We start from the raw sequence: 20,814 nt of genomic DNA, 5'->3' as shown, positions 1-20,814 counted from the left end.
GGCCGTGCCAGCACAGCGCCGTGCAGGAGTGCACGAATCGGCGGGATTTAATGCCACATATCGTTAGTGCGGCGAAACGCTGGCTTGTCCGCGGAGAGCGTGGGCTCCTCGTCTTCGCGGATTAGGCCGGGTTGAGACCTCGGCGCAGAGGCAATTCGTCGACGTCGGGCGGTCAGTGATGGCCCACCGAGACCAGGGATGAGCCCGCTTCAATGATAATAGTTCTCATTGTTGAGATGAACGAGTTCCAACCCGCATGACCATCCCTCTTTCCGTGGCCGCTACCCCTGTCTCTATCCGTCTGGACGAATTACCCAGCCATCAGTGGGCGACGGTGTTGGACGTCGTGCGGTCGGCCGATGCCGAGGGGCAAGAGTTGGCACTGCGCCTGACCGAAATCGGCTTTGTGCCCGGCGAAGCCGTGCGCATCGTGGCCAGCGGCCTCCCCGGGCGAGAGCCCCTGGCGGTGCGGCTGGGCCACACCACTTTTGCATTGCGCCGCCACGAGGCCGCGCTGATTCACGTGGCGCCGGGCGTGCCGGAAGGCGCACGCCATGGTTGAAGCCGTCATCCAGGGGCCGGGGCGCCTCGCGGCCACCGCACAGCCAGGGCGCATTGCGCTGCTGGGCAATCCCAACTGCGGCAAGACGGCGCTCTTCAACTTGCTCACCGGCAGCCGCCAGAAGGTGGCCAACTACGCCGGCGTGACGGTCGAGCGCAAGGAAGGGCTGCTGCGCACCGCATCGGGCCGCCGCGTGTTCGTGCTGGACCTGCCGGGTGCCTACAGCCTCAACGCGCTCAGCGCGGACGAAGCCGTGACGCGCGACGTGGTCACCGGCAAGAGCAGCGAGCCGTTGCCCGACCTGCTGGTGTGCGTGACCGACGCCACCAACCTGCGGCTCAACCTGCGGCTCGTGCTCGAGGCCAAGCGCCTCGGGCTGCCGATGGTGGTGGCGCTCAACATGACCGACATGGCGAAGAAGCAGGGCATCGCCGTCGACACGGCCGTGCTCTCCCGCGAACTGGGCGTGCCGGTGGTCGAGACGGTCGGCGTGCATTCGGGCGGCGCACAGGGCCTGCTCGAGGCCCTGGATGCGCCGGTGGCCGCCGGCGCGCCGCAGCAGCCCTGGCAGGCGCCGGGGCTCGACGACGTGCTCGCCACGCAGCGCGAAGTGCGCCGCATCCTCGGCATCGCCGTGCGCGAGCCGGTCGGCAGCCTGGCCACCAGCGACCGCATCGACCGCGTGGTGATGCACCCGGTGTGGGGCATGCTGGTGCTGGCAGTCACCATGTTCCTGATGTTCCAGGCGGTGTTCAGCTGGGCCAACGTGCCGATGGACGCCATCAAGGCCGGCACCGAGGGCCTCGGCAACCTGCTCAAGGCCCACATGCCCGAAGGCATGCTGCAGAGCCTGCTGGTCGATGGCGTGATTGCCGGCGTGGGCGGCGTGATCGTGTTCCTGCCGCAGATCCTGATCCTGTTCCTCTTCATCCTGGCGCTCGAAGATTCGGGCTACCTGCCGCGCGCCGCATTCCTGCTCGACCGCGTGATGGGCACCGTGGGGCTTTCGGGCCGCTCCTTCATTCCGCTGCTGTCGAGCTTTGCCTGTGCCATTCCGGGCGTGATGGCCACGCGCACCATCAGCAACTGGCGCGACCGCATCACCACCATCATGATTGCGCCGCTCATGACCTGCTCGGCGCGCCTGCCGGTCTATGCGCTGCTGATCGCGGCCTTCATTCCGGCGCGCACCGTGGGCGGCGTGTTCAACCTGCAGGGCGTGGTGCTGTTCGCGCTATATGTCTTCGGCATCGTCTCGGCGATGGCGGTGGCTTGGGTGATGAAGCGCTTCCGCGACAACAAGCAGCATTCGCCGCTGATGATGGAGCTGCCGGCGTACCGCTGGCCCAACTTGCGCAACCTGGCGCTGGGGCTTTACGAACGGGCCTGGATTTTCATCCAGCGCGTGGGGACGATCATCCTCACGCTCACCATCCTGCTGTGGTTCCTGTCGACCTTTCCGTCGCCGCCCGAAGGCGCCACGGGGCCCGCCATCCAGTACAGCCTGGCCGGCATGATCGGCCGCGGGCTCGAACACATCTTTGCGCCCATCGGTTTCAACTGGCAGATCTCCATCGCGCTGGTGCCGGGCATGGCGGCGCGCGAAGTGGCGGTGGGCGCGCTCGGGACGGTGTATGCGCTCTCTGCCAGCGGCGACGACGTGGCGGGGCAGCTCGAGCCACTGATCGCGGGCAGCTGGTCGCTCGCTACCGCGCTGTCGCTGCTGGTCTGGTACGTGTTCGCGCCGCAGTGCATCTCGACCCTCGCGGCGGTAAAGCGCGAGACCGGATCGTGGCGCTACGTGTGGATCATGGCGGGCTACTTGTTCGCGCTCGCCTATGCGGCATGCTTCATCACCTACCGCGTCGCGGTGGCGCTCGGAGCAGGTTAAAACCTGCAATGAAAGGCTTGAAGAAGAAATGACACAGCAACTGATCGTCGGGTTGATCGTCGCGGCCGCCGCGTTCTACGCGGTCTGGCGCTGGATGCCCGCGGGCTGGCGGCGCAGCGCGGCGCGCAAGCTCGCATCAGGTACGCACCGCGCCGGGCTGGTCGACCAGGAGCGCGCCGACCAGCTGGCGGCCTCGCTGGCCAAGACTTCGGGCTGCGGGTCCTGCGACAGCTGTGGCAGCTGCGGCCCCAAGGCAGCCGAGAAGAAGGCATCCGAAGAAGCCGGCCGCGGCGCGCTGTCCACGCACAGCCGCTGAGGCCGATGCCCGCACACATCCTCGTCGTCGGGGGCGGCATCGGGGGGCTTGCCAGCGCGCTGGCGCTCTCCGGCGGTCGGCATCGAGTCGACGTCTTCGAGCAGGCGGCCGCATTCGGCGAAATTGGCGCCGGCATCCAGATCGGACCCAACGTCACGCGGCGTCTCCATCAACTCGGCCTGACCGATGGCCTTGCCGAAGTTGCCGCCTGCCCCGAGGCCTTGGTGGTCCGGAGCGCCGGCAGCGGCGCCGAACTGGCTCGCCTACCGCTGGGCGATGCCATGCGTCACCGTTACGGCGCCCCTTATCTCTGCGTGCATCGCGCTGATCTGCATTCGCTGCTGCTCGAAGCCGTGCGCGCGCGCGGCACGGGCACCCTGGTGACTGATGCACACATCGCGCAGGTGGAAGCCGACGACGATCTGGTGTGTGTCTCAAGCAGCGGCGCGCGGGCCTGGGAGGGTGAGGCGCTGGTCGGTGCTGACGGACTGTGGAGCGTTGCCCGGCAACGGCTCGATTCGCCATCGGCGGCCGAGCCTCCCCGTGTCACGGGCCACACGGCCTGGCGCGGGATCGTTGCGCAGACTGATTTGCCGCAGGCGCTGCGTCGCCAACGGATCGACGTGTGGCTCGGTCCGCGTCTGCATGCGGTGGCCTACCCGGTGCGCGGCGGTGCGTGGCTCAACGTGGTTGTCATCGCCGAAGCCGCACCAGCCGGCTATGCGCAGGACTGGGACCAGGCCAGCAGCCTGGCCGCGCTGCAGCAGGCCACGGGACGCAGCGGCAGCGGCCTGCAAGCCTTGCTCGAAGCCATGCCAGGCTGGCGCGCCTGGACGCTCAGCGATCGCGCTCCGCTGAGTTCAGCAGCCGACATGGCGCACGAGCGCGTCGCGTTGGTAGGCGATGCCGCGCATCCGATGGTGCCCTACCTCGCGCAGGGCGCCGGCATGGCCATCGAGGACGCGGTGGCCTTGGCCGAAGCGCTCGGCGACGGCGGGGCGGCCGAGGTGCCGGCCGCCTTTGCCCGCTATGCCGAGGCACGCTGGCAGCGCAACGCCATGGTGCAGGCGAGGGCTCGCCGCAATGGGCAGGTCTTTCATGCCACCGGCCCCATGCGCCTGGGTCGCGACTTTGCGATGCGCGCACTGGGTGCGCGGCTGCTGGACCAGCCGTGGCTGTACGGGGGCTGACGGCCGCCGCGCCAGGCCTCAGAGCCTGAATGCCTGCAGGTGTTCGATGCGCTCGGCCAATCCCTCGGCACCGAGGTAGTGGCCGTGGGAGCCATCGCGAACCTCGAGCAGCGTGGCTTGGAGTTCCGCCAGCATCGCATCGCGCTCGACAGCGAATGCGGGCTGCACGTCGATGCCGGCCTGCGCGCAGGCATCGGCGATCAGGTGCGCGCTCGCCGGCGCACCGCAGGCCGCGCAATGGACGATAGCGCCCACGCTGGGCTCCGCACCGTTGGCGAGCAATGCGCTCGTGAGTTCGGGCGAAATCTGGCCGTCGACGTTGCGCAAGGCATCGGCCGCCACCGGCGCACCCGCGCGCACCAGCGCCATGGCGGCGGTGAAGGCATCCTTGCCGATGGCCACGTCGGTGGCGAGCGCGCTGCCTTGCTGCGGGCCGTCGAAGCTCACGCCCGCAGCCGCGAGTTCGGCCACCAGGTCTGCGTCGTCGGTGGCTATGGCATGGTGCAGCGCCGCACGTGCCGTGGCCGGCAAGCGGCGCAGCGTTCCATCCGCCAGGGGCGTGCGCCAGTCGATCATGGCCTGGCAATAAAAGCTCACCAGCTTGTCCATCAGGTCGAGATCCAGGCCGTGGTCCTGGTGCCTGTCGTCGAGGTACTGCAGCAGGGCCTGGCCTGAGAAATAGTCGCTCGTGGGTGCCAACGGGTTTTCGTCGAGGTGCAGGGCCGCAAAGGCGCCGCGCAGGTCGGGTGCGATGGTGCTCACGCCGTCTTCGTGCAGCGCATGCGTCCAGGCCGGCGGCAGTCCTTGTTTCCATGCGGTGATGTGCCCGTGCTGCGGGCCGGGCTCGACCACCGCGTAGACCCGGTCGAGGTACTCGAAGCCGCCGAAGGGCAGGTGCGTGAGCTTGCCGCTCCAGGGGCGGCTTTCTTCTTCGGCGGCCTCTTTGGCCAACTCCTGTTCGTGCCCGATCCAGCCCTGCAGATCGCGATAGCCGTCGCTGCCGTCCCAGAACAGCTCCGACCAGCTGACGGATTCCACGTTGCCGTTCATCAGCAGCGACAGGTCGTAGTCGAGCCGGCCGCCGGCCGTTTGCCGCCACAGCGCGGCCAGGGCCTCGGGAATCGGGCCCGCGCATTGCGCTTCGATCGCGGCGATGCGCGGCTCGGCCATGGGTGGTTGCGCATCGAAGATCACGCGGTCCGCGAACAGGACCACGCCATGCTCGCGCAGGGTTGCAAGCTCTTCGAGCGAGAACTGGACATCGTTCATTGGCAGTGCCTCCGTTGTTGCCAATGTAGCGCTTTGTGCAAACGAGGCAACAAGCCGCATCAAAGATCGGTGCGCAGCCTCCAGATTTCGGGGAACAGCACCACGTCGAGCATCTTGCGCAGGTAGCTCACGCCGCCCGTGCCGCCGGTGCCACGCTTGAAGCCGATCACGCGCTCGACGGTGGTCACATGGCGGAAGCGCCAGAGACGAAAGGCATCTTCGAGGTCGGTGAGTTTCTCGCCGAGCTGATACAGATCCCAGTGGTCGTGCGGGTTGCGGTACACGATGAGCCACGCCGCCTCGACGCCATCGCTGGCCTCATAGGGCTGGGTCCAGTCGCGCTCCAGGTGGTCGGTGGGCACCGGAAGGCCACGGCGCGCAAGCAGCTTCAGCGATTCGTCATAAAGCGAAGGCGTCCGATAGGCAGCATCGACCTGCGCCAGCAGATCGACCCGGTGCGCATGCGGCTTGAGCATGGCGGCGTTCTTGTTGCCGAGCGCGAACTCGATGCAGCGATATTGCGCGCTCTGGAAGCCGCTGGAGTTGGCCAAGTAGGGGCGCATTGCCGTGTATTCGGGCGGCGTCATGGTCGAGAGCACGGTCCATGCGCTCACCAGCTGTTCCATGATGCGGCTCACGCGCGCAAGCATCTTGAAGGCGTCGGCCAGTTTTTCTTCCGCGATGCAGCGCGTGGCGGCGCGCAGCTCGTGCAGCATGAGCTTCATCCAGAGTTCGCTGGTCTGGTGCTGCACGATGAACAGCATCTCGTCGTGCGCGGGCGAGAGCGGATGCTGCGCGTTGAGGATCTCGTCGAGGTGCAGGTAGTCGCCGTAGCTCATCGACTTGCTGAAGTCCAGCTGCGCCTTCTCTTCGTGAACGATTTTTTCAGTGCTCATGATGTTTACTGGCCAGTCATCGCGAAACCACGGCGGTATAGGACGGGCGACCCGGGATCGAGTCTTTCCGCGGGTAGACGAAGCGCACGACATCGGTCTTGCGCTTGAAATCCTGGTAGGTCTCGCCGCCGGGAATGCGGCCCTTTTCGGCCGGCGTGTAGCCCGCGGCGCGAACCTCCTTGACCAGCCGGTCGAAGGCGGCCTTGTCGGTCAGCGCGAGCTCGACGCTGTTCTCGCTGGCGCGGCTTTCGACATAGGTGGACTTCATGAGGCGGATGTTCTGGTCGTCGACCATCTTTTCGTACTCGATCATGCTGACCTCGTCGGTCACCGTCTTGTCGGCATAGGAAAAGCCCTGGGCCTTGACCTGCTGACGGAACGCATCGGGCGTGAGCGCAACGAAAGCCTTGAGCTGGTCCAGCGTGAAGTTCGGCTGTTGTGCGAAGGCCGGTGCGGCCAGCATCAGGAGCGAAGCGAAGAGGACGGTCAATCGGTGTTTCATGGGGAGGTTTTGCTCAGGTCACTGCGTTCTTGCGGTTGAATTCTTCGCGCTTCCACTCGCCGGATTCGAGCACCTGCACCAGGTGCTCGACGGAGTTCCACACGTCCTCGAAGCCCAGGTACAACGGCGTGAAGCCGAAGCGCAGGATGTCGGCCATCTGCGAATCGCCCGCGCGGTAGTCGCCGATCACGCCGCGCGCGATCAGCGCCTGCACGATGGCGTACGCGCCTTCGCCGCGGCTCAGGCACACCTGCGAGCCGCGCTGTGCGTGTTCGCGCGGCGTGACCAGCGACAGGCCCTGGCCCGCGCAGCGCTCTTCCACCAGTTGGATGAAGAGGTCGGTGAGGGCGAGCGACTTTGCGCGCAGCGCGGCCATGGCGCCTTGATCCTTGTCGAATGCTTCGGCGGCCAGCACGGTGTCCAGGCCGCATTCCAATCCGGCCAAAGCGATGATCGGCTGCGTGCCGCAGAGGTAGCGGCCCACGCCCGGTGCGGGCCGGTAGTGCGGCGTGAACTCGAACGGCGCCGCGTGACCCCACCAGCCCGACAGGGGCTGCTCGAACTTACCCGCATGCCGCGTATGAACCCATGCGAATGCGGGCGCGCCCGGCCCGCCGTTCAGGTATTTGTAGCCGCAGCCGATGGCGTAGTCGGCGTTGCTGTCGTTCAATGCCACAGGTACGGCGCCGGCGCTGTGCGCCAAGTCCCATACGGTCAGCGCACCGGCGGCGTGCGCCGCGGCGGTGATGGCCTTCATGTCGTGCATGGCGCCGGTGCGATAGTTGACGTGCGTGAGCATCAGCACGGCAACCTCATCGTTCAGTACGGCGGGCAGTTCGCCCGCCTCGATCAGCTTGAGCGTGAAACCGCGTTCGCGGCAAAGGGACTCGGCGATGTAGAGGTCGGTCGGGAAGTTGCTCCGCTCGCTCACCACCAGCTTGCGTCCGGTGTCCTTTTGCTGCGAAAGCGCTGCGAACAGCACCTTGTAGAGATTGACCGAGGTGCTGTCGGTGCACACCACTTCGCCGGGAGCGGCGCCGATCAGTCGCGCCACCTTGTCGCCCAGGCGCTGCGGGAGGTCGAACCAGCTCGCGGTGTTCCACGAACGGATCAGGCCCTGGCCCCATTCCTGGGTGACGACTTCGGCGATGCGCGCCGGCGCGGCCTTGGGTAGCACGCCGAGAGAATTGCCGTCCAGGTAGATCACGCCTTCCGGCAATGTGAATTGATCGCGCAGCGCGCGCAGCGGGTCTTGCGCGTCGAGCGCGCGGCAGTCTTCAAGAGTCATCATGGGCGGTGTTTCAGCGTGAAAGTTCGCGCAGCACGGCGCGGACGGGGGAGGCATCGGCGCTGACCAGCTTGAGCGGCAGCGCGATGAGTTCGTAGTCGCCCTCGGGCACCTCGTCGAGCACGAGGTTCTCGAGCACGCGCAGGTCGAGGCGGCGGATGCGCTGGTGGCTTTCCAGCGTCTTGCTGTCGGCCGGGTCGATGCTGGCGGTGTCGATGCCGATGAGCTTCACGCCCATGGCCGCCAGGCGCTCGATGGTGGCCGGCGCGTAGGCCGCGAGTTGCGGGTCCCAATGGCCGACGGGCATGGCCGCGTAGGTGCGCACCAGCACGCGGGGCGGCAGGTCGCCCGTGATCGCATGCGCAATGTGCTCCCACTCGATCAGCGGGCCCTTCGCAATGGCATGGATCACGCGGCAGGGGCCGATGAAGGGGGCCAGGTCCACGAGGCCGATGGTCTGGCCTTCGGGGTCGTAGTGCAGGGGCGCATCGGCGTGCGCGCCGACATGCGGCGAGAGCTTGATCTCGCTGACGTTGACTGGGCATTCCGGCGAAATGGTCGCCGCCCAGCGCTGCTGATAGGGCGTGTCGCCGGGAAACACCGGCGTGCCTTCATGCACGGGCGGCGAAATGTCCCAGATGCGTTGAGGATGTGTGGAAGCCATGGCGCGAAGTTAGCGCCCGGCAAGGGGTCGTGGTGTCGGTTATTTCCAACACCATGCGTGACCAGATGAACCGGGTCAGTGATCGAGCGGCGGCAGCCCGTGCCGCGAGCGCGCCCGCTCGCAGGCGTCGCTGCCGGCCTGCAGCTCATGGCACGGGTTGGGGCGCCATTCGTAGATGCCGCAGGCCACGGCGTGGCCGATCTTGCCGGTCAGCGCCGCGCAGCGCATCGGCGTGTGGTCGGTGCCGCGCATGCGGCAAAGCGCATCGTTCACCTCGACCGCGAGGCCCGAGGGCACGCGCCCGCCGTTGTCGTCGAGCTCATGCACGCTGAAGTCGACGCGGTAGCTGGCGCAGCAGGCGCCGCATTGCTGGCAATGGGACACGCGGCCGCGCTTCAGCTGTTCAGAGCCTGCCCAGGAGCAAGAACTCCATCAGCGCCTTCTGCGCATGGAGCCGGTTCTCGGCCTCGTCCCACACCACAGATTGCGGGCCGTCGATGACCTCGGCCTGCACTTCCTCGCCGCGATGCGCGGGCAGGCAGTGCATGAAGAGGGCGTCGGGCTGTGCGATGCGCATCATGTCTTCGTCGACGCACCAGTCGGCAAAAGCCTTGCGGCGCGCCTCGTTCTCGGACTCGTAGCCCATGCTGGTCCAGACGTCGGTGGTCACCAGGTCGGCGCCGCGGCAGGCTTCCATCGGGTCCTTGAAGACCTGGTAGCTGTCGGCCGAGCGCAGGCCCGCCACCGACTGGTCGACCTCGTAGCCGCTGGGCGTGCTCACGTGCACCTTGAAACCCAGGATCTCGCTGGCCTGCAGCCAGGTGTTGGCCATGTTGTTGCCGTCGCCCACCCAGGCCACGGTCTTGCCCTGGATCGAGCCGCGATGCTCGATGTAGGTGAAGATGTCCGCGAGGATCTGGCAGGGGTGGAACTCGTTGGTCAGCCCGTTGATCACCGGCACGCGCGAATGCGCGGCGAAGGTGTCGATCTTGGTCTGCTCGTAGGTGCGGATCATCACCAGGTCGACCATGCGGCTGATGACCTTGGCGCTGTCCTCGATGGGCTCGGCGCGGCCGAGCTGGCTGTCGCCGGTGGTCAGGTGCACCACGCTGCCGCCCAGCTGGTACATGCCCGCCTCGAAGCTCACGCGAGTGCGCGTGCTGGCCTTCTCGAAGATCATGGCCAGCGTGCGGTCGGTCAGCGGCTGGTGCTTTTCGTAGGTCTTGAACTTCTTCTTGATGATCGCCATGCGATCGAAGAGGTAGGCGTATTCGTCGGCCGTGAAGTCCGAGAACTGCAGGTAGTGGCGGATGGCGTTGGGCGTGGTGGCGGTCGTCATTGCGCTACGGGCTCCGACAGAAAGGTTTTCACCAGGGGCGCGAGGATGGCGACGATCTCGTCGGCCTCGGCAATGCTCAGGATGAGCGGCGGCACGAGGCGAATCACCTTGTCGGCCGTGACGCTCAGCAGCAGGCCCGCGTCGCAGGCGCGGTTCAGGATCACGCCGCAGGGCCGGTCCAGCTCGATGCCCAGCATCAGGCCCTGGCCGCGGATTTCCGTCACTCCCGCGAGGCCGCCGATTTCGCGCTCCAGCGCGCTCTTGAGGTGCTCGCCAACGGTGGCGGCGTTCTCGAGCAGCTTGTGCTCTTCCATGATGCGGATGGTCTCGATGCCGGCACGCATCGCGAGCGGGTTGCCGCCGAAGGTGGTGCCATGGTTGCCCGGGCCGAAGATGTTGGCGGCTTTGGGGCCGGCCACGACGGCGCCGATCGGCACGCCCGAGCCCAGGCCCTTGGCCAGCGGCATCACGTCTGGCTTGATCCCGGCCCACTGGTGCGCGAACCACTTGCCGGTGCGGCCCATGCCGCACTGCACTTCGTCGATCATCATGAGCCAGTCGCGCGCGTCGCACAGGGCGCGGACCTGCTTCAGGTAATCCACGCGCATCGGGTTGATGCCGCCTTCGCCCTGAATGGTTTCAAAGAACACCGCGACCACGTTGGGGTTGCCCTCAGTGGCCTTCTTGAGCGCCTCGATGTCGTTCAGCGGTACGCGGATGAAGCCCTCGACCAGGGGGCCGAAGCCGGCCTGAACCTTCGGGTTGCCGGTGGCCGACAGGGTGGCGATGCTGCGGCCGTGGAACGCGGCTTCGTACACCACGATCTCGGGCCGCTCGATGCCCTTGTCGTGGCCGAACTTGCGTGCGAGCTTCAGGGCGGCCTCGTTGGCTTCCAGTCCGGTGCAGCAGAAAAAGGCATTGGTCAGGCCCGACAGCTCGGTCAGCTTGGTGGCCAGCTGTTCCTGCCCGGGCACGTGGTAGTAGTTGGAGCTGTGGATCAGTTTGCTGATCTGGTCCTGCAGCGCGGGCACCAGCTCGGGGTGGTTGTGGCCGAGCGTGTTCACCGCAATGCCGCCGAGGCCGTCGAGGTACGCCTTGCCCGTGGTGTCCCAGACTCGGCAGCCCTGGCCGTGCGACAGCGCGATCGGCAGGCGACCGTAGGTGTTCATGACGTGGGGCGAGGTGGGCTGGGCGGTAGCGCTCATTCGGGTTCTCCAGAAAGGGAACCGCGGATTCTAGGCGTGCCCCATGGCGGCTTCGTTGAGGATTCCGCATCACAGCAATGCCCGCCGTCAGGGAGGCAAAAGCGGGCCGGATAGAATCGCTTGTTGCACCGCAGCACCCGCTCCGGGCGCCTGATTCAACGATGATTTCCCCCACTGCCAAAGAAATCTTCATCCAGGGCATCACCCATGATGGCCGGACTTTTCGACCGAGCGACTGGGCCGAGCGGCTGGCCGGCGTGATGTGCTCTTTTCGGCCCGGCGGCGCCTACCCCGGCAGCCACCTCAGCTATTCGCCCTGGTGCGTTCCGACGACCCTCAACGGGGTCAAGTGCGTGGTCGTGAACCGTGCCTTGCGCGATGCCGAGCCCATGGCCTGGGACTTCTGCGTCAACTTCGCGCGGGACAACGACTTGCAGGTGGCCGAAGCCTGCCTGGTCCCCGACGCGCCCGTCGCACCACTCAAAACCTGAGCCAGCGCTTCCACTTCGGGAAGCGATCGGACATGAAAAAACCGCCCGAAGGCGGTTTTTTACACTTTGCTGCAGCGCACCCCGATCAAACGGCGGACCGGAGAATTCCGATCCGGGCTTGCCTGACAGGTGTCAGGCGGCGGCCTTTTCAGGCGCGAGGGCGAGGGCCTTGACCTTCGCCGACAGGCGGCTCTTGTCGCGAGCTGCCTTGTTCTTGTGGAAGATGCCCTTGTCGGCGACGATGTCGACGATGCTCTGGGCCTTCGCGAAGAGTTCGCTCGCCTTGGTCTTGTCGCCGGCCAGGACGGCCTTTTCGACATTCTTCACGGCGGTGCGGTATTTGGAGCGCAGCGAGGTGTTCGCAGCGTTGAGCTTGGTGTCCTGGCGGACGCGCTTACGGCCGGAGGCGAGGCGCGGGTTCTTTTTCTTGGGCTTGGCGGATGCCATGATTTAGTTCCTTAGGTGTCTGAGGATGATGCAGCAAAGCCCTCCATTATAGGCTGGGTTGCCTTTTTCACCGAATCGGGGGCTTGGCGGGCCCTACACTCGCCCCGTGTCCCTGCTCAAATCCGCTTCCACCGTTTCCCTGCTGACGCTCGCATCGCGGATCACGGGCCTCGTGCGCGACGTGCTCTTTGCCTCGGTATTCGGCGTCAGTGCCCTGACCGATGCCTTCAACGTCGCGTTCCGCATTCCCAACCTGTTCCGCCGGGTTTTTGGCGAAGGCGCCTTCAGCCAGGCTTTCGTGCCGGTGCTCGCAGCGCGCAAGACCGAGGCCGGCGAAGAGGGCGCCAAGGCGCTGATCGACCACGTCGCCACGCTGCTCACCTGGGCGCTGCTGGTCCTGTGCGTGGCTGGCGTGGTGGGGGCTCCGTGGCTCGTGTGGGCCATGGCGAGCGGCCTGGCGGGGTTCGATGCGGCCGTGGTCATGACGCGCTGGATGTTTCCCTACATCGGCTTCATGTCGCTGGTGGCGCTGGCGGGTGGTGTGCTCAATACCTGGCGCAAGTTCGCGGTGCCGGCCGCTTCGCCGGTGTTGCTGAACCTTTCGCTCATTCTTGCCATCGTGGTGGGCGCGCCGCTGTTCAGGCGCTACGGCATCGAGCCCATTTATGCCCAGTGCGCCGGCGTGCTGGTCGGCGGGGTGCTGCAGCTGGCGCTGCAAGTGCCGGCCCTTCGCGCCCTGGGCCTCATGCCGCGCATCGGTGCCAGCTGGACGGCGCTGCGCACCGCCTGGACCGATCCCACCACGCGCAAGGTCATGAGGCTGATGCTGCCCGCCCTGCTGGGGGTGAGCGTGGCGCAGATTTCGCTGCTCATCAACACGCAGATCGCCTCGCACCTTGCCACCGGCAGCGTGACCTGGGTGGTCAACGCCGACCGCCTGATGGAGTTTCCGACGGCCATGCTGGGCGTTGCGCTTGGCGTGGTGCTGATGCCGCAACTGGCTGGCGCGCGCGCCGCCAAGGACGACGAGCGCTACTCGGCCTTGCTCGACTGGGGGCTCCGGCTGGTGGTGCTGCTCTCGGCGCCCTGTGCCATTGCCCTGTTGCTGTTCTCGCAGCCGCTGGTGGCCGTGCTGTTCCACAACGGCGCCTATGGCGACGACGACGTGAAGCGCACCACGCTGGCGCTGATGGGCTACGGCGTCGGGCTGGTGGGCATCGTGGCCATCAAGGTGCTGGCGCCGGGCTACTACGCCAAGCACGACATGCGCACGCCGGTGATCATTGCCGTATCGGTGCTGGTGCTGATCCAGGTGCTCAACGTCTTCCTGGTGCCGGTGCTGCAGCATGCCGCGCTCACGCTGACCATCGGCATTGGCGCGGTGGTCAACGCCATCTGGCTCCTGGTCGGCCTGATCCGCCGCGGCAGCTACAAGCCCGAGCCCGGCTGGGGCAAGTTCATCCTGCAGGTGACGGCGGGCACGCTGGTGCTGGCGGCCTTGCTCGCCTGGGGCACGTACTATTTCGACTGGCTGGGCCTGCGTGCCCAGCGGCTGCATCGCATCGGGCTGCTGGCCGCGCTGATCGCGGGCGCGGGGCTGCTGTATTTCGCAGTGCTGGCGGCCGTGGGCGTGCGATTGCGCAGTTTCATGCGCCGGTAAGGGGCCCGGACGGTGCCCGGTGGGAGCTCGCGCAACAGGGTTGTTTGCAAATTGTGCAAGCTGAAAACACCGCCTTGACGCTCCCCGAATGCTCCTCTACAAAGACACATGACGTTCAGCTTTCAGGTTCCCACCGCACTCGCGTATTTCGAATCGCTGGTGCAGAGCGACGACCATTTTCCGCTGCTCGAGGCCGCCGCCAGCATTGCGCAGGACGAATACCCCGACCTGGACGTGCAGCAGGTGCTCGGCGACGTCGACCAGCTGCTGGCGCGCCTCAAGCGCCGGCTGCCAGCCGATGCCGCGCCTCTGGCCCGGCTGCGCGCCCTCAACCAGTTCTTCTTCAACGACCTGAACTTTGGCGGCAACGTCAACGACTATTACGACCCCGACAACAGCTACCTGAACGCCGTCTTGCGCACGCGACGCGGTATTCCGATCTCGCTGGCGGTGCTGTGGATGGAGCTGGCGCAGGGCCTTGGGCTGCAGGCGCGCGGCGTTGGCTTTCCTGGCCACTTCATGCTCAAGGTCACTTTGCCGAAGGGGCAGGTGGTCATCGACCCCTTCACCGGCAAATCGCTCTCGCGCGAAGAACTGGGCGAGCGGCTCGAACCGTACAAGCGAAGCAACGGGCTGGTCGGCGATTTCGATGTGCCGCTCGGGCTGTACCTGCAGCCGGCCAGTTCGCGCGAAATCATCGGGCGCATGCTGCGCAACCTGAAGGAAGTGCACCGCGCGCAGGAAGACTGGCAGCGCGCCATTGCCGTACAAGACCGGTTGATCGCACTGCTGCCCAGCGCCTGGGGCGAATACCGCGACCGCGGCATCGCGCATGCCGAGCAGGGCAACACCGCGGCTGCGGTGCGCGACCTCGAAACTTACCTGGCCCATGCCGAAGACGCGCTCGACGTCGACGCCATTGCCGAGCGCGTAGCCGCATTGCGGCGCGAGGCCAATTGATGGATGCGACCGACGGCCTGGCCGCCGCGCCCGATCTCGGCACGCTGCACGAATTCCACGGGGTGCAGCCGGTGCTGCCGGTGTCCGACGTCACGCGCGCCGCACGCTGGTTTCGCGACGTGCTGGGCTTCGAGCTCGACTTCATCGCCGGCGAGCCGCCCAGCTATGCGCGGGTCAAGAAGGGCGACCGCAGCTACGGCGATCCGGTCTACCTGCGGCTTTGGCAGTGCAACACGCGCGGCACGCCGCCCTGGCGCGGCGAAATCGTGATCCACGTCGGCAAGGACGTCGACGGCCTGCACGCCGCCTACGTCAAGCGCGGAGTGACGGTGGTCGAGCCGCCGGCATCCCAACCCTGGGGCCTGCGCGAATTCGCGATCCGCGAGCCGGATGGACACATCCTGCGCTTTTGCGGTTATTTGCCCTGAGTTTCCGATACAGATAATTACAAATAGATCGGCGCGGACGTGTCGATCTGTCTTTCGCTCGTCCGACGTGTGAACAGGAGCACGTGGTTTTTGCGGCTCCCCAACCTCATCAACCTTCAGGAGAAACGACATGCGATTCATGGTTCTGGTCAAGGCTAACAAGGATTCCGAAGCCGGCGTGATGCCCAGCACCGAGCTGCTCACCGCCATGGGCAAGTTCAACGAGGAACTGGTCAAGGCCGGCGTGCTGCTGGCGGGCGAAGGGCTGCATCCGTCGTCCAGGGGCGCGCGCGTACGCTGCGACGGGCTGAAGCGCACCGTGATCGACGGCCCCTTCGCCGAGACGAAGGAACTGCTCGCGGGTTTCTGGCTGCTCCAGGTCAAGTCGAAGGAAGAAGCCATTGAGTGGATCAAGCGCAGCCCGTTCCAGGAGGGCGAGATCGAGATCCGCCAGGTCTTCGAAGCCTCCGATTTCGGCGATTCGATGACGCCCGAGCTGCTGGCGCAGGAAGACCGCCTGCGCGCGGAGACCGAGGCCCGCGGCAAGGCCGGCAACTGAGCCGGCCGCACCTAAGGAGACCCACCATGCGATTCATGCTGCTGATGATTCCCCACGGCTACGAAACGGCCGCCCCCGGCACCATTCCCGACGACGTCGATGCGGTGGGGGCCATGATGGCCTACAACGAGTCGATGCAAAAGGCCGGCATTCTGATCAGCTGTGACGGCCTGCACCCGCCCTCGATGGGCGCGCGCGTGAGCTTTCCGGGGCGCAAGCCCAAGGTGGTGGACGGTCCTTTTGCCGAAGCCAAGGAAGTGCTCGGCGGCTACTGGATCATCGACGTGCCCTCGCGCGCCGCCGCCATCGAATGGGCCACGCGCTGCCCCGGCAGCGAGAACGAGGTCATCGAGGTCCGGCAGATCCAGGAGATTGCAGATTTTCCGCCTGAGGTGCAGGCCCTGACCACCGAATTCGCGTCGATGCAGGCGGTCAAGAAAACTTGAGCATGAGCGCTGCGCCTGGCGACGAGGCCGCCATCCACCGCAGCATCGAGGCGGTGTGGCGCATCGAGTCCGCGAAGATCATCGCCACCGTCGCTCGCATGGTGCGCGACGTGGGCCTGGCGGAAGAGCTGGCTCAGGACTCGCTCGTTTCAGCCCTGGAGCAATGGCCGGAAACCGGCGTGCCCGACAACCCCGCGGCCTGGCTCACTGCCGTGGCCAAGCGCCGCGCGCTCGACCGCTTGCGCCATGGCCAGCTGGCCGAGCGCAAAGCCACGGAAATCGGCCGGGAGCTCGATGCGCAGCACGAAATGGCGCAGGCCGATTTTGCCGAAGCGGTGGATGCGGCCATCGACGACGACATCGGCGACGACCTGTTGCGGCTGGTGTTCACCGCCTGCCATCCGGTGCTTTCGACCGAGGCGCGCGTGGCGCTCACGCTGCGCCTGATGGGCGGCCTCACGACCGATGAAATTGCGCGGGCCTTTCTTGTGCCCGAGGCCACCGTCGCGCAGCGCATTGTTCGCGCCAAGCGCACGCTGCTTGAAGCGCGCGTGCCCTTCGAGGTGCCGCGCCGGCATGAGCTCGAAGCGCGGCTCGCGTCGGTGCTCGAGGTGCTCTACTTGATCTTCAACGAGGGTTACTCGGCCACGGCGGGTGACGACTGGATGCGGCCAGCCCTGTGCGACGAAGCCATGCGCCTCGGCCGCATCGTGGCCGAACTCGTGCCCGATGCGTCGGAGGTGCATGGCCTCGTGGCGCTGATGGAAATCCAGGCGTCCCGTACGGTGGCCCGCGTAGGCTCGTCGGGCGAACCGGTGCTGCTGCTCGAGCAAAACCGTGCGCGCTGGGACCGCGTGTTGATTCGCCGCGGCTTGGCCGGGCTCGCGCGCGCCGAAGCGCTGGGCGGCGCCCTCGGCCCCTATGCGCTGCAGGCCGCCATTGCCGCCTGCCACGCACGTGCGCGCACGGCGGAAGAAACCGACTGGCCGCGCATCGCCGCGCTGTACGAGGCGTTGGCACAGCTGTCGCCGTCGCCCATCGTCGAGTTGAACCGGGCCGTAGCGCTATCGATGGCCTTTGGGCCCGCCGCCGGACTCGATGTGGTGGATGCGCTCGTCGGTGAGCCGGCGTTGCAGGGCTATCACCTGCTGCCGGCAGTGCGCGGCGATCTGCTCTTCAAACTCGGCCGCCGCGACGAGGCGCGCAGGGAATTCGATCGTGCCGCCGCACTCACGCGCAACACGCGCGAGAAGACATTGTTGCTGGCGCGCGCGCGGGCCTGCACCCTTCCGGAAAGCTGATCTGGCGGCCTCTGCCGTGCAAAGCCGCTAAACCCTCGACGGAGCGGAAGCCGACGGCGAGCCAGGGAGCCCGAACTGGTGCCATGCGCGGCGCAACTGCGTGTCCGACCCGAACCCCGAGATTTCCGCCGCCCGCGTCACGCTCGCACCCGAGGCCAGCGCGAGCTGCGCCGCCGCAAGCCTCAGCCGGCGCAGGTAGGCCAGCGGCGCCACGCCCGCGTGCTCCACAAACAGCCGCGTCAGGTGCCGTGCCGAGGTGTGGGCCACTTCCGCCATGCGAGGCACGCTCCAGTCGGCCTGAGGCTGTTCGCTGACGGCGTCCTGCACCCGGTGCAGCGCGGCGTGCAGGTGGTTGCGGTAAGCGAGGAAGGGCGACAACTCCGGGTCGTGCGGACCGCGCCGCTGCGCCACAACCATGGTCTGCGCCACCTGGGCTGCCAGGGGTTCGCCGCATACGTCCGCGATGCGGTACAGCATCAGGTCGATGCCGGTCGTGACGCCCGCGCTGCTGTAGACCGGCGGATCGATGACGAACACGCGGTTGGCCACGACATCGCAGCGCGGCTCTGCCGCGCGCAGCTCGTCCAGGTGGTGGTGATGCGTGGTGACGCGCCGGCCTGCAAGCGCCCCCGCGTGCGCGGCGAACAGGGCGCCGGCACAGACCGTGATCAGCTCGAGGCGGCCGCGCTCGAAGCGTTGGCCGCGCAGCCAGTGCAGCAGGTCCTGGGTCTCGGCGTTGTCGACTGGGATGGTGTCGCCGGGCAGGCCGACAAGCACCACCCAGGCAGGGCCATTCCACTGCGCCGGCAAGGGCGCGAGGTTGGCGAGCGCGATGCCCACGGAACCGACCGACGTGGGGCGCGGGCTTGCGAATTCGATCTGGAAGCGATCGGGCTGGCCCGCCGCGCACAACCGCTGGTTCGCAATGCGCAGCGCCTCGGCCGGCCCGGCCCAGTCGAGCACCAGGCTGCCCGGCAGCAAAACGAACACTACACGGATGGGCTGCTGCTGGAAATCCATGTGTAGTCCATCTGGCGCGCCGTGCGCTCGGCCAGCGCGCGCCCGGCCAGCCGTTCGACCAGGTACAGGCTCATGTCGATGCCCGCGCTGATGCCCGCGGAGCTGACGACGCGGCCGCTGTCGATCCAGCGTTCGCCTTCGCGCACGTCGAGCGCGGGGAACTGCTCGCGTAAGTCCACAATGTCTTCCCAATGGGTGGTGGCGGCCTCGTGCGTGACCACGCCGCTTTTGGCGAGCAGGAAAACGCCGGTGCAGACCGAGGCGACGAGCTGCGCGCCGGCCGCACATTGGGCGATCCAGCGCAGCGTGGCGGAACTCGCCATCGGCGAATCGACCACGCCGCCGGGCACGATCAGCACGTCGGCCTTGGGGTTGTCGGCCAGGTCGTGGTCCGCCAGCAGGCGCAGGCCAGCACGTGCCTTCACGGGCTGCCCTGCGCTTGCGAGCGCCACGGAGGCGACCTCGAACGGGACTTCCGTGCCGGGATTCAGGCGCTGGCTGACGCGGCTCGCCGTGGTGAACACTTCGAAGGGGCCCGCGAAGTCCAGTGCCTCGACGCCGTCGTAGGCGAGGATTCGTACGCGCAAAGTCATGCGGCGACGCTTTCGCTGGCTTCGGCGCGGGCTCGTTGCAGCGCCTGCGCAACGCTGCACACGGTGGCGAACCGGCCATCAAGCACAGCCGCCGTACGGGCCTTGATGTCGGCCGCAGCAAGCGGGCGGCCATCGGGTTGCACCATGGCGAAGGTCAGCGTGGCTTCGGTCACATAGTCGACCTCCCAGCCCAGGTCGGAGGCGTGGCGCGTGGTGGTTTCGCAGCATTGCTCGGTGCGAATCCCGCTCACGACCAGCCGCCCGATGCCCTGCTGGGTGAGCCAGATGTCGAGCCCGCTGTTGACCAGTGCGCTGTGGCGATGCTTGGTGAACGTGGCCGCGGCTTCGAATGCCGCCAGGCCTTCGATCGGTCGCACCAGGCCCGACTCGACGGCGAAAGGGTGGCTTGCGACTGCGGGTTCATCGACATGGAAGACCCGCACGATCGGAATGCCGGCGAGTGCGAAGCCTTCGATCAGCGCGTTCTGGGCGGCGAAATAGGGCCGTGCAACATCTTCCGACCAGTAGGCGCGCTGGCGAAATGATTCCTGCGCATCGATCACTATCAGACACGATTTCATGGACATGGGGCTCGAGGGCGGAGTGAATGATGCCGCCTATTCTTCTGCGCCGCCAGGCCATGGTCCGCGCCGAAGCGGACCAGAACCGATCAAATCAGGACATTGGAGCTAAACAAGGCCCGCGGCCTGCAGCTCTTTCTTGAGGTAGGCGTAGAAAAGGGGCGCCGCCACCAGCCCGGCCGGGCCGAACACGGCCTCGGCCACGAACATCACCGCCAGCAACTCCCACACCCGCATCTGCGTGCGGCTGCCGACCACCTTGGCGTTGATCACGTATTCGGCCTTGTGGATGATGATCAGGAAGACGAGGCACGCCAGCGCCGTGATCGGCGACACGGACAGCGCCACCAGCGTGATCACCGCATTGCAGACCAGGTTGCCCACGATGGGAACCAGGCCCGCCACGAAAGTCAACGTGATGAGTGCCGGTGTGTAGGGCAGGTGCGGACCCCAGAGCGGCAGCAGGAACAGCAGGAAAATGGCAGTCAGCAGGGTGTTGAAGGCCGCGATCCAGAACTGCGCCGCAACGATCTGGCCGAACGCCTCGCCGAAGATGGTGATGCGGCGGTACAGCTGCGCGGCGAGCGGCCGGTGCTGCAGTGGCGGCGGCGCGATGGCGGCCAGCCCGCCCACGATGAGGCCCACATAGGCAAACAGCAGTCCGCCCAGCCACGCCCGCCCGGCCAGCGCCAGCGAACCGGCCTGCGCGCGGAGGTAGTTGGCCACCACGCGCTGCACTTCGGCCGCGCCCTCCGGCAGATAGACCGCAATTTCTACCGGCAGCTTGAGCCGCAGCTCCAGCACCGTGCGGGCCGTGTAGTCGAGCAGTTCGCGGTACTGGTCGGGTGCGTCGAGGATGTACTCGCGCGCCTGCGAAAGCCCCAGCGAGATCAGCCCAATGGGTGCCAGCAGCACCAGAGTGACCGCCAGTACCCGGGCCAGCACGTCGGCACGGGGTTGCGGCAGCCTCGCCCGTGCGAGGCCGCTGCCGATCAGGCGCGCAAACCGGCGGGTAGCGAGAAAGCCGATGCATACGCACAACAGTCCGGGCAGCAGGTGCTGCCACATCACCAGCAGCAGGGCGGCCGGCATCAGCAGATAGCTGGCCAGCACCACGCTGCGTGAGGCGGGCTTGGGCTTGGTGTCGATGGTGACGAGGGTGGGTTTGGACATCAGGGTCCGGGTGCTGCGCGCGGGCCTCGGAAA

At 66.9% G+C, this 20,814-nt stretch carries 24 protein-coding genes; 11 read left to right on the top strand and 13 right to left on the bottom strand.

Going from position 1 to position 20,814, the window contains the following annotated elements; genetic code table 11:
- Nucleotides 1–256: 256 nt before the first annotated feature.
- Genes ASC78_RS09175 through ASC78_RS09160 form a run of 4 tightly spaced genes read left to right on the top strand, consistent with a single transcriptional unit; the run spans nt 257 to nt 3,959 of the window.
- A complete protein-coding gene (locus ASC78_RS09175) occupies nt 257–562 on the top strand; it encodes a FeoA family protein (RefSeq protein WP_055799637.1) in 306 nt (101 codons plus the stop codon).
- Nucleotides 555–2,453 (top strand): ferrous iron transporter B, encoded by a 1,899-nt coding sequence (gene feoB / locus ASC78_RS09170; protein WP_055799634.1) that lies wholly within the window; start codon nt 555–557, stop codon nt 2,451–2,453. The genes ASC78_RS09175 and feoB overlap by 8 nt, the downstream gene beginning before the upstream one ends.
- Before the next feature lie 28 nt (nt 2,454–2,481).
- Nucleotides 2,482–2,769, top strand: a complete 288-nt coding sequence (locus ASC78_RS09165) for a DUF6587 family protein (RefSeq protein WP_055799633.1) — start codon at nt 2,482–2,484, stop codon at nt 2,767–2,769.
- Nucleotides 2,770–2,774: 5 nt separating this feature from the next.
- Nucleotides 2,775–3,959, top strand: coding sequence for an FAD-dependent monooxygenase (locus ASC78_RS09160; protein ID WP_055799628.1), 1,185 nt, complete (start codon nt 2,775–2,777; stop codon nt 3,957–3,959).
- Between the two features lie 18 nt (nt 3,960–3,977).
- Here the strand turns inward: ASC78_RS09160 and ASC78_RS09155 are convergent, their stop codons facing one another.
- The 8 genes from ASC78_RS09155 to ASC78_RS09120 all read right to left on the bottom strand — a co-directional run bounded on the left by ASC78_RS09155 (nt 3,978) and on the right by ASC78_RS09120 (nt 11,122).
- Nucleotides 3,978–5,228, bottom strand: a complete 1,251-nt coding sequence (locus ASC78_RS09155; protein ID WP_055799625.1) for a hypothetical protein — start codon at nt 5,226–5,228, stop codon at nt 3,978–3,980.
- Between the two features lie 59 nt (nt 5,229–5,287).
- Nucleotides 5,288–6,124 carry a tryptophan 2,3-dioxygenase gene (gene kynA, locus ASC78_RS09150; protein ID WP_055799622.1) on the bottom strand — a complete coding sequence of 279 codons (837 nt, stop codon included), beginning with the start codon at nt 6,122–6,124 and terminating at the stop codon, nt 5,288–5,290.
- A gap of 16 nt (nt 6,125–6,140) precedes the next feature.
- Nucleotides 6,141–6,626 (bottom strand): hypothetical protein, encoded by a 486-nt coding sequence (locus ASC78_RS09145; protein WP_055799618.1) that lies wholly within the window; start codon nt 6,624–6,626, stop codon nt 6,141–6,143.
- 13 nt (nt 6,627–6,639) lie between these two features.
- On the bottom strand, nt 6,640–7,917 hold the full coding sequence (gene kynU, locus ASC78_RS09140; protein ID WP_055799615.1) for a kynureninase: 1,278 nt from the start codon (nt 7,915–7,917) through the stop codon (nt 6,640–6,642).
- A gap of 10 nt (nt 7,918–7,927) precedes the next feature.
- A complete protein-coding gene (gene kynB / locus ASC78_RS09135) occupies nt 7,928–8,578 on the bottom strand; it encodes an arylformamidase (protein ID WP_055799611.1) in 651 nt (216 codons plus the stop codon).
- Nucleotides 8,579–8,653: 75 nt separating this feature from the next.
- Entirely contained in the window at nt 8,654–8,962 is a 309-nt protein-coding gene (locus tag ASC78_RS09130) for a YkgJ family cysteine cluster protein (protein WP_055799608.1), read from the bottom strand.
- Nucleotides 8,963–8,981: 19 nt separating this feature from the next.
- Entirely contained in the window at nt 8,982–9,917 is a 936-nt protein-coding gene (gene argF, locus ASC78_RS09125; protein ID WP_055799605.1) for an ornithine carbamoyltransferase, read from the bottom strand.
- Entirely contained in the window at nt 9,914–11,122 is a 1,209-nt protein-coding gene (locus ASC78_RS09120) for an aspartate aminotransferase family protein (protein ID WP_055799602.1), read from the bottom strand. Before ASC78_RS09120 ends, argF begins: the two co-directional genes overlap by 4 nt.
- Nucleotides 11,123–11,283: 161 nt before the next feature.
- Here ASC78_RS09120 and ASC78_RS09115 point away from each other — a divergent pair, with 161 nt between their 5' ends.
- Nucleotides 11,284–11,613, top strand: coding sequence for a DUF3579 domain-containing protein (locus tag ASC78_RS09115; RefSeq protein WP_055799599.1), 330 nt, complete (start codon nt 11,284–11,286; stop codon nt 11,611–11,613).
- 132 nt (nt 11,614–11,745) lie between these two features.
- Here ASC78_RS09115 and rpsT read toward each other — a convergent pair whose 3' ends face one another.
- On the bottom strand, nt 11,746–12,060 hold the full coding sequence (rpsT, locus tag ASC78_RS09110; RefSeq protein WP_055799596.1) for a 30S ribosomal protein S20: 315 nt from the start codon (nt 12,058–12,060) through the stop codon (nt 11,746–11,748).
- A gap of 106 nt (nt 12,061–12,166) precedes the next feature.
- Here rpsT and murJ point away from each other — a divergent pair, with 106 nt between their 5' ends.
- The 6 genes from murJ (at nt 12,167) to ASC78_RS09080 (ending at nt 17,414) form a co-directional block, all read left to right on the top strand.
- The gene (murJ, locus tag ASC78_RS09105; RefSeq protein ID WP_055799592.1) at nt 12,167–13,720 is read left to right on the top strand and encodes a murein biosynthesis integral membrane protein MurJ; all 1,554 of its coding nucleotides are present in this window, start codon (nt 12,167–12,169) and stop codon (nt 13,718–13,720) included.
- A gap of 108 nt (nt 13,721–13,828) precedes the next feature.
- A complete protein-coding gene (locus ASC78_RS09100) occupies nt 13,829–14,680 on the top strand; it encodes a SirB1 family protein (RefSeq protein WP_055799589.1) in 852 nt (283 codons plus the stop codon).
- Entirely contained in the window at nt 14,680–15,108 is a 429-nt protein-coding gene (locus tag ASC78_RS09095) for a bleomycin resistance protein (protein ID WP_055799586.1), read from the top strand. Before ASC78_RS09100 ends, ASC78_RS09095 begins: the two co-directional genes overlap by 1 nt.
- Nucleotides 15,109–15,238: 130 nt before the next feature.
- On the top strand, nt 15,239–15,667 hold the full coding sequence (locus tag ASC78_RS09090; RefSeq protein ID WP_055799583.1) for a YciI family protein: 429 nt from the start codon (nt 15,239–15,241) through the stop codon (nt 15,665–15,667).
- Nucleotides 15,668–15,693: 26 nt separating this feature from the next.
- Nucleotides 15,694–16,113: a YciI family protein gene (locus ASC78_RS09085; protein WP_055799580.1), complete on the top strand. Its 420-nt coding sequence runs from the start codon at nt 15,694–15,696 to the stop codon at nt 16,111–16,113.
- 2 nt (nt 16,114–16,115) lie between these two features.
- Nucleotides 16,116–17,414: an RNA polymerase sigma factor gene (locus ASC78_RS09080; RefSeq protein WP_055799577.1), complete on the top strand. Its 1,299-nt coding sequence runs from the start codon at nt 16,116–16,118 to the stop codon at nt 17,412–17,414.
- 27 nt (nt 17,415–17,441) lie between these two features.
- On the opposite strand, the gene ASC78_RS09075 is transcribed toward ASC78_RS09080, so the two are convergent.
- From ASC78_RS09075 to ASC78_RS09060, 4 genes are all read right to left on the bottom strand, one after another.
- Nucleotides 17,442–18,434 carry a GlxA family transcriptional regulator gene (locus ASC78_RS09075; protein WP_055799574.1) on the bottom strand — a complete coding sequence of 331 codons (993 nt, stop codon included), beginning with the start codon at nt 18,432–18,434 and terminating at the stop codon, nt 17,442–17,444.
- Nucleotides 18,404–19,027, bottom strand: coding sequence for a DJ-1/PfpI family protein (locus ASC78_RS09070; RefSeq protein ID WP_055799572.1), 624 nt, complete (start codon nt 19,025–19,027; stop codon nt 18,404–18,406). The genes ASC78_RS09075 and ASC78_RS09070 overlap by 31 nt, the downstream gene beginning before the upstream one ends.
- A complete protein-coding gene (locus tag ASC78_RS09065) occupies nt 19,024–19,608 on the bottom strand; it encodes a cysteine hydrolase family protein (protein WP_055799702.1) in 585 nt (194 codons plus the stop codon). The genes ASC78_RS09070 and ASC78_RS09065 overlap by 4 nt, the downstream gene beginning before the upstream one ends.
- Nucleotides 19,609–19,716: 108 nt before the next feature.
- Complete coding sequence (locus ASC78_RS09060; RefSeq protein ID WP_055799569.1) at nt 19,717–20,781, bottom strand: AI-2E family transporter; 1,065 nt, start codon at nt 20,779–20,781, stop codon at nt 19,717–19,719.
- Nucleotides 20,782–20,814: the final 33 nt, after the last annotated feature.

The sequence above is a fragment of the Variovorax sp. Root318D1 genome (assembly GCF_001424835.1).
Lineage (GTDB): Bacteria > Pseudomonadota > Gammaproteobacteria > Burkholderiales > Burkholderiaceae_C > Variovorax.
This window is presented reverse-complemented; position numbering and strand designations above follow the sequence as displayed.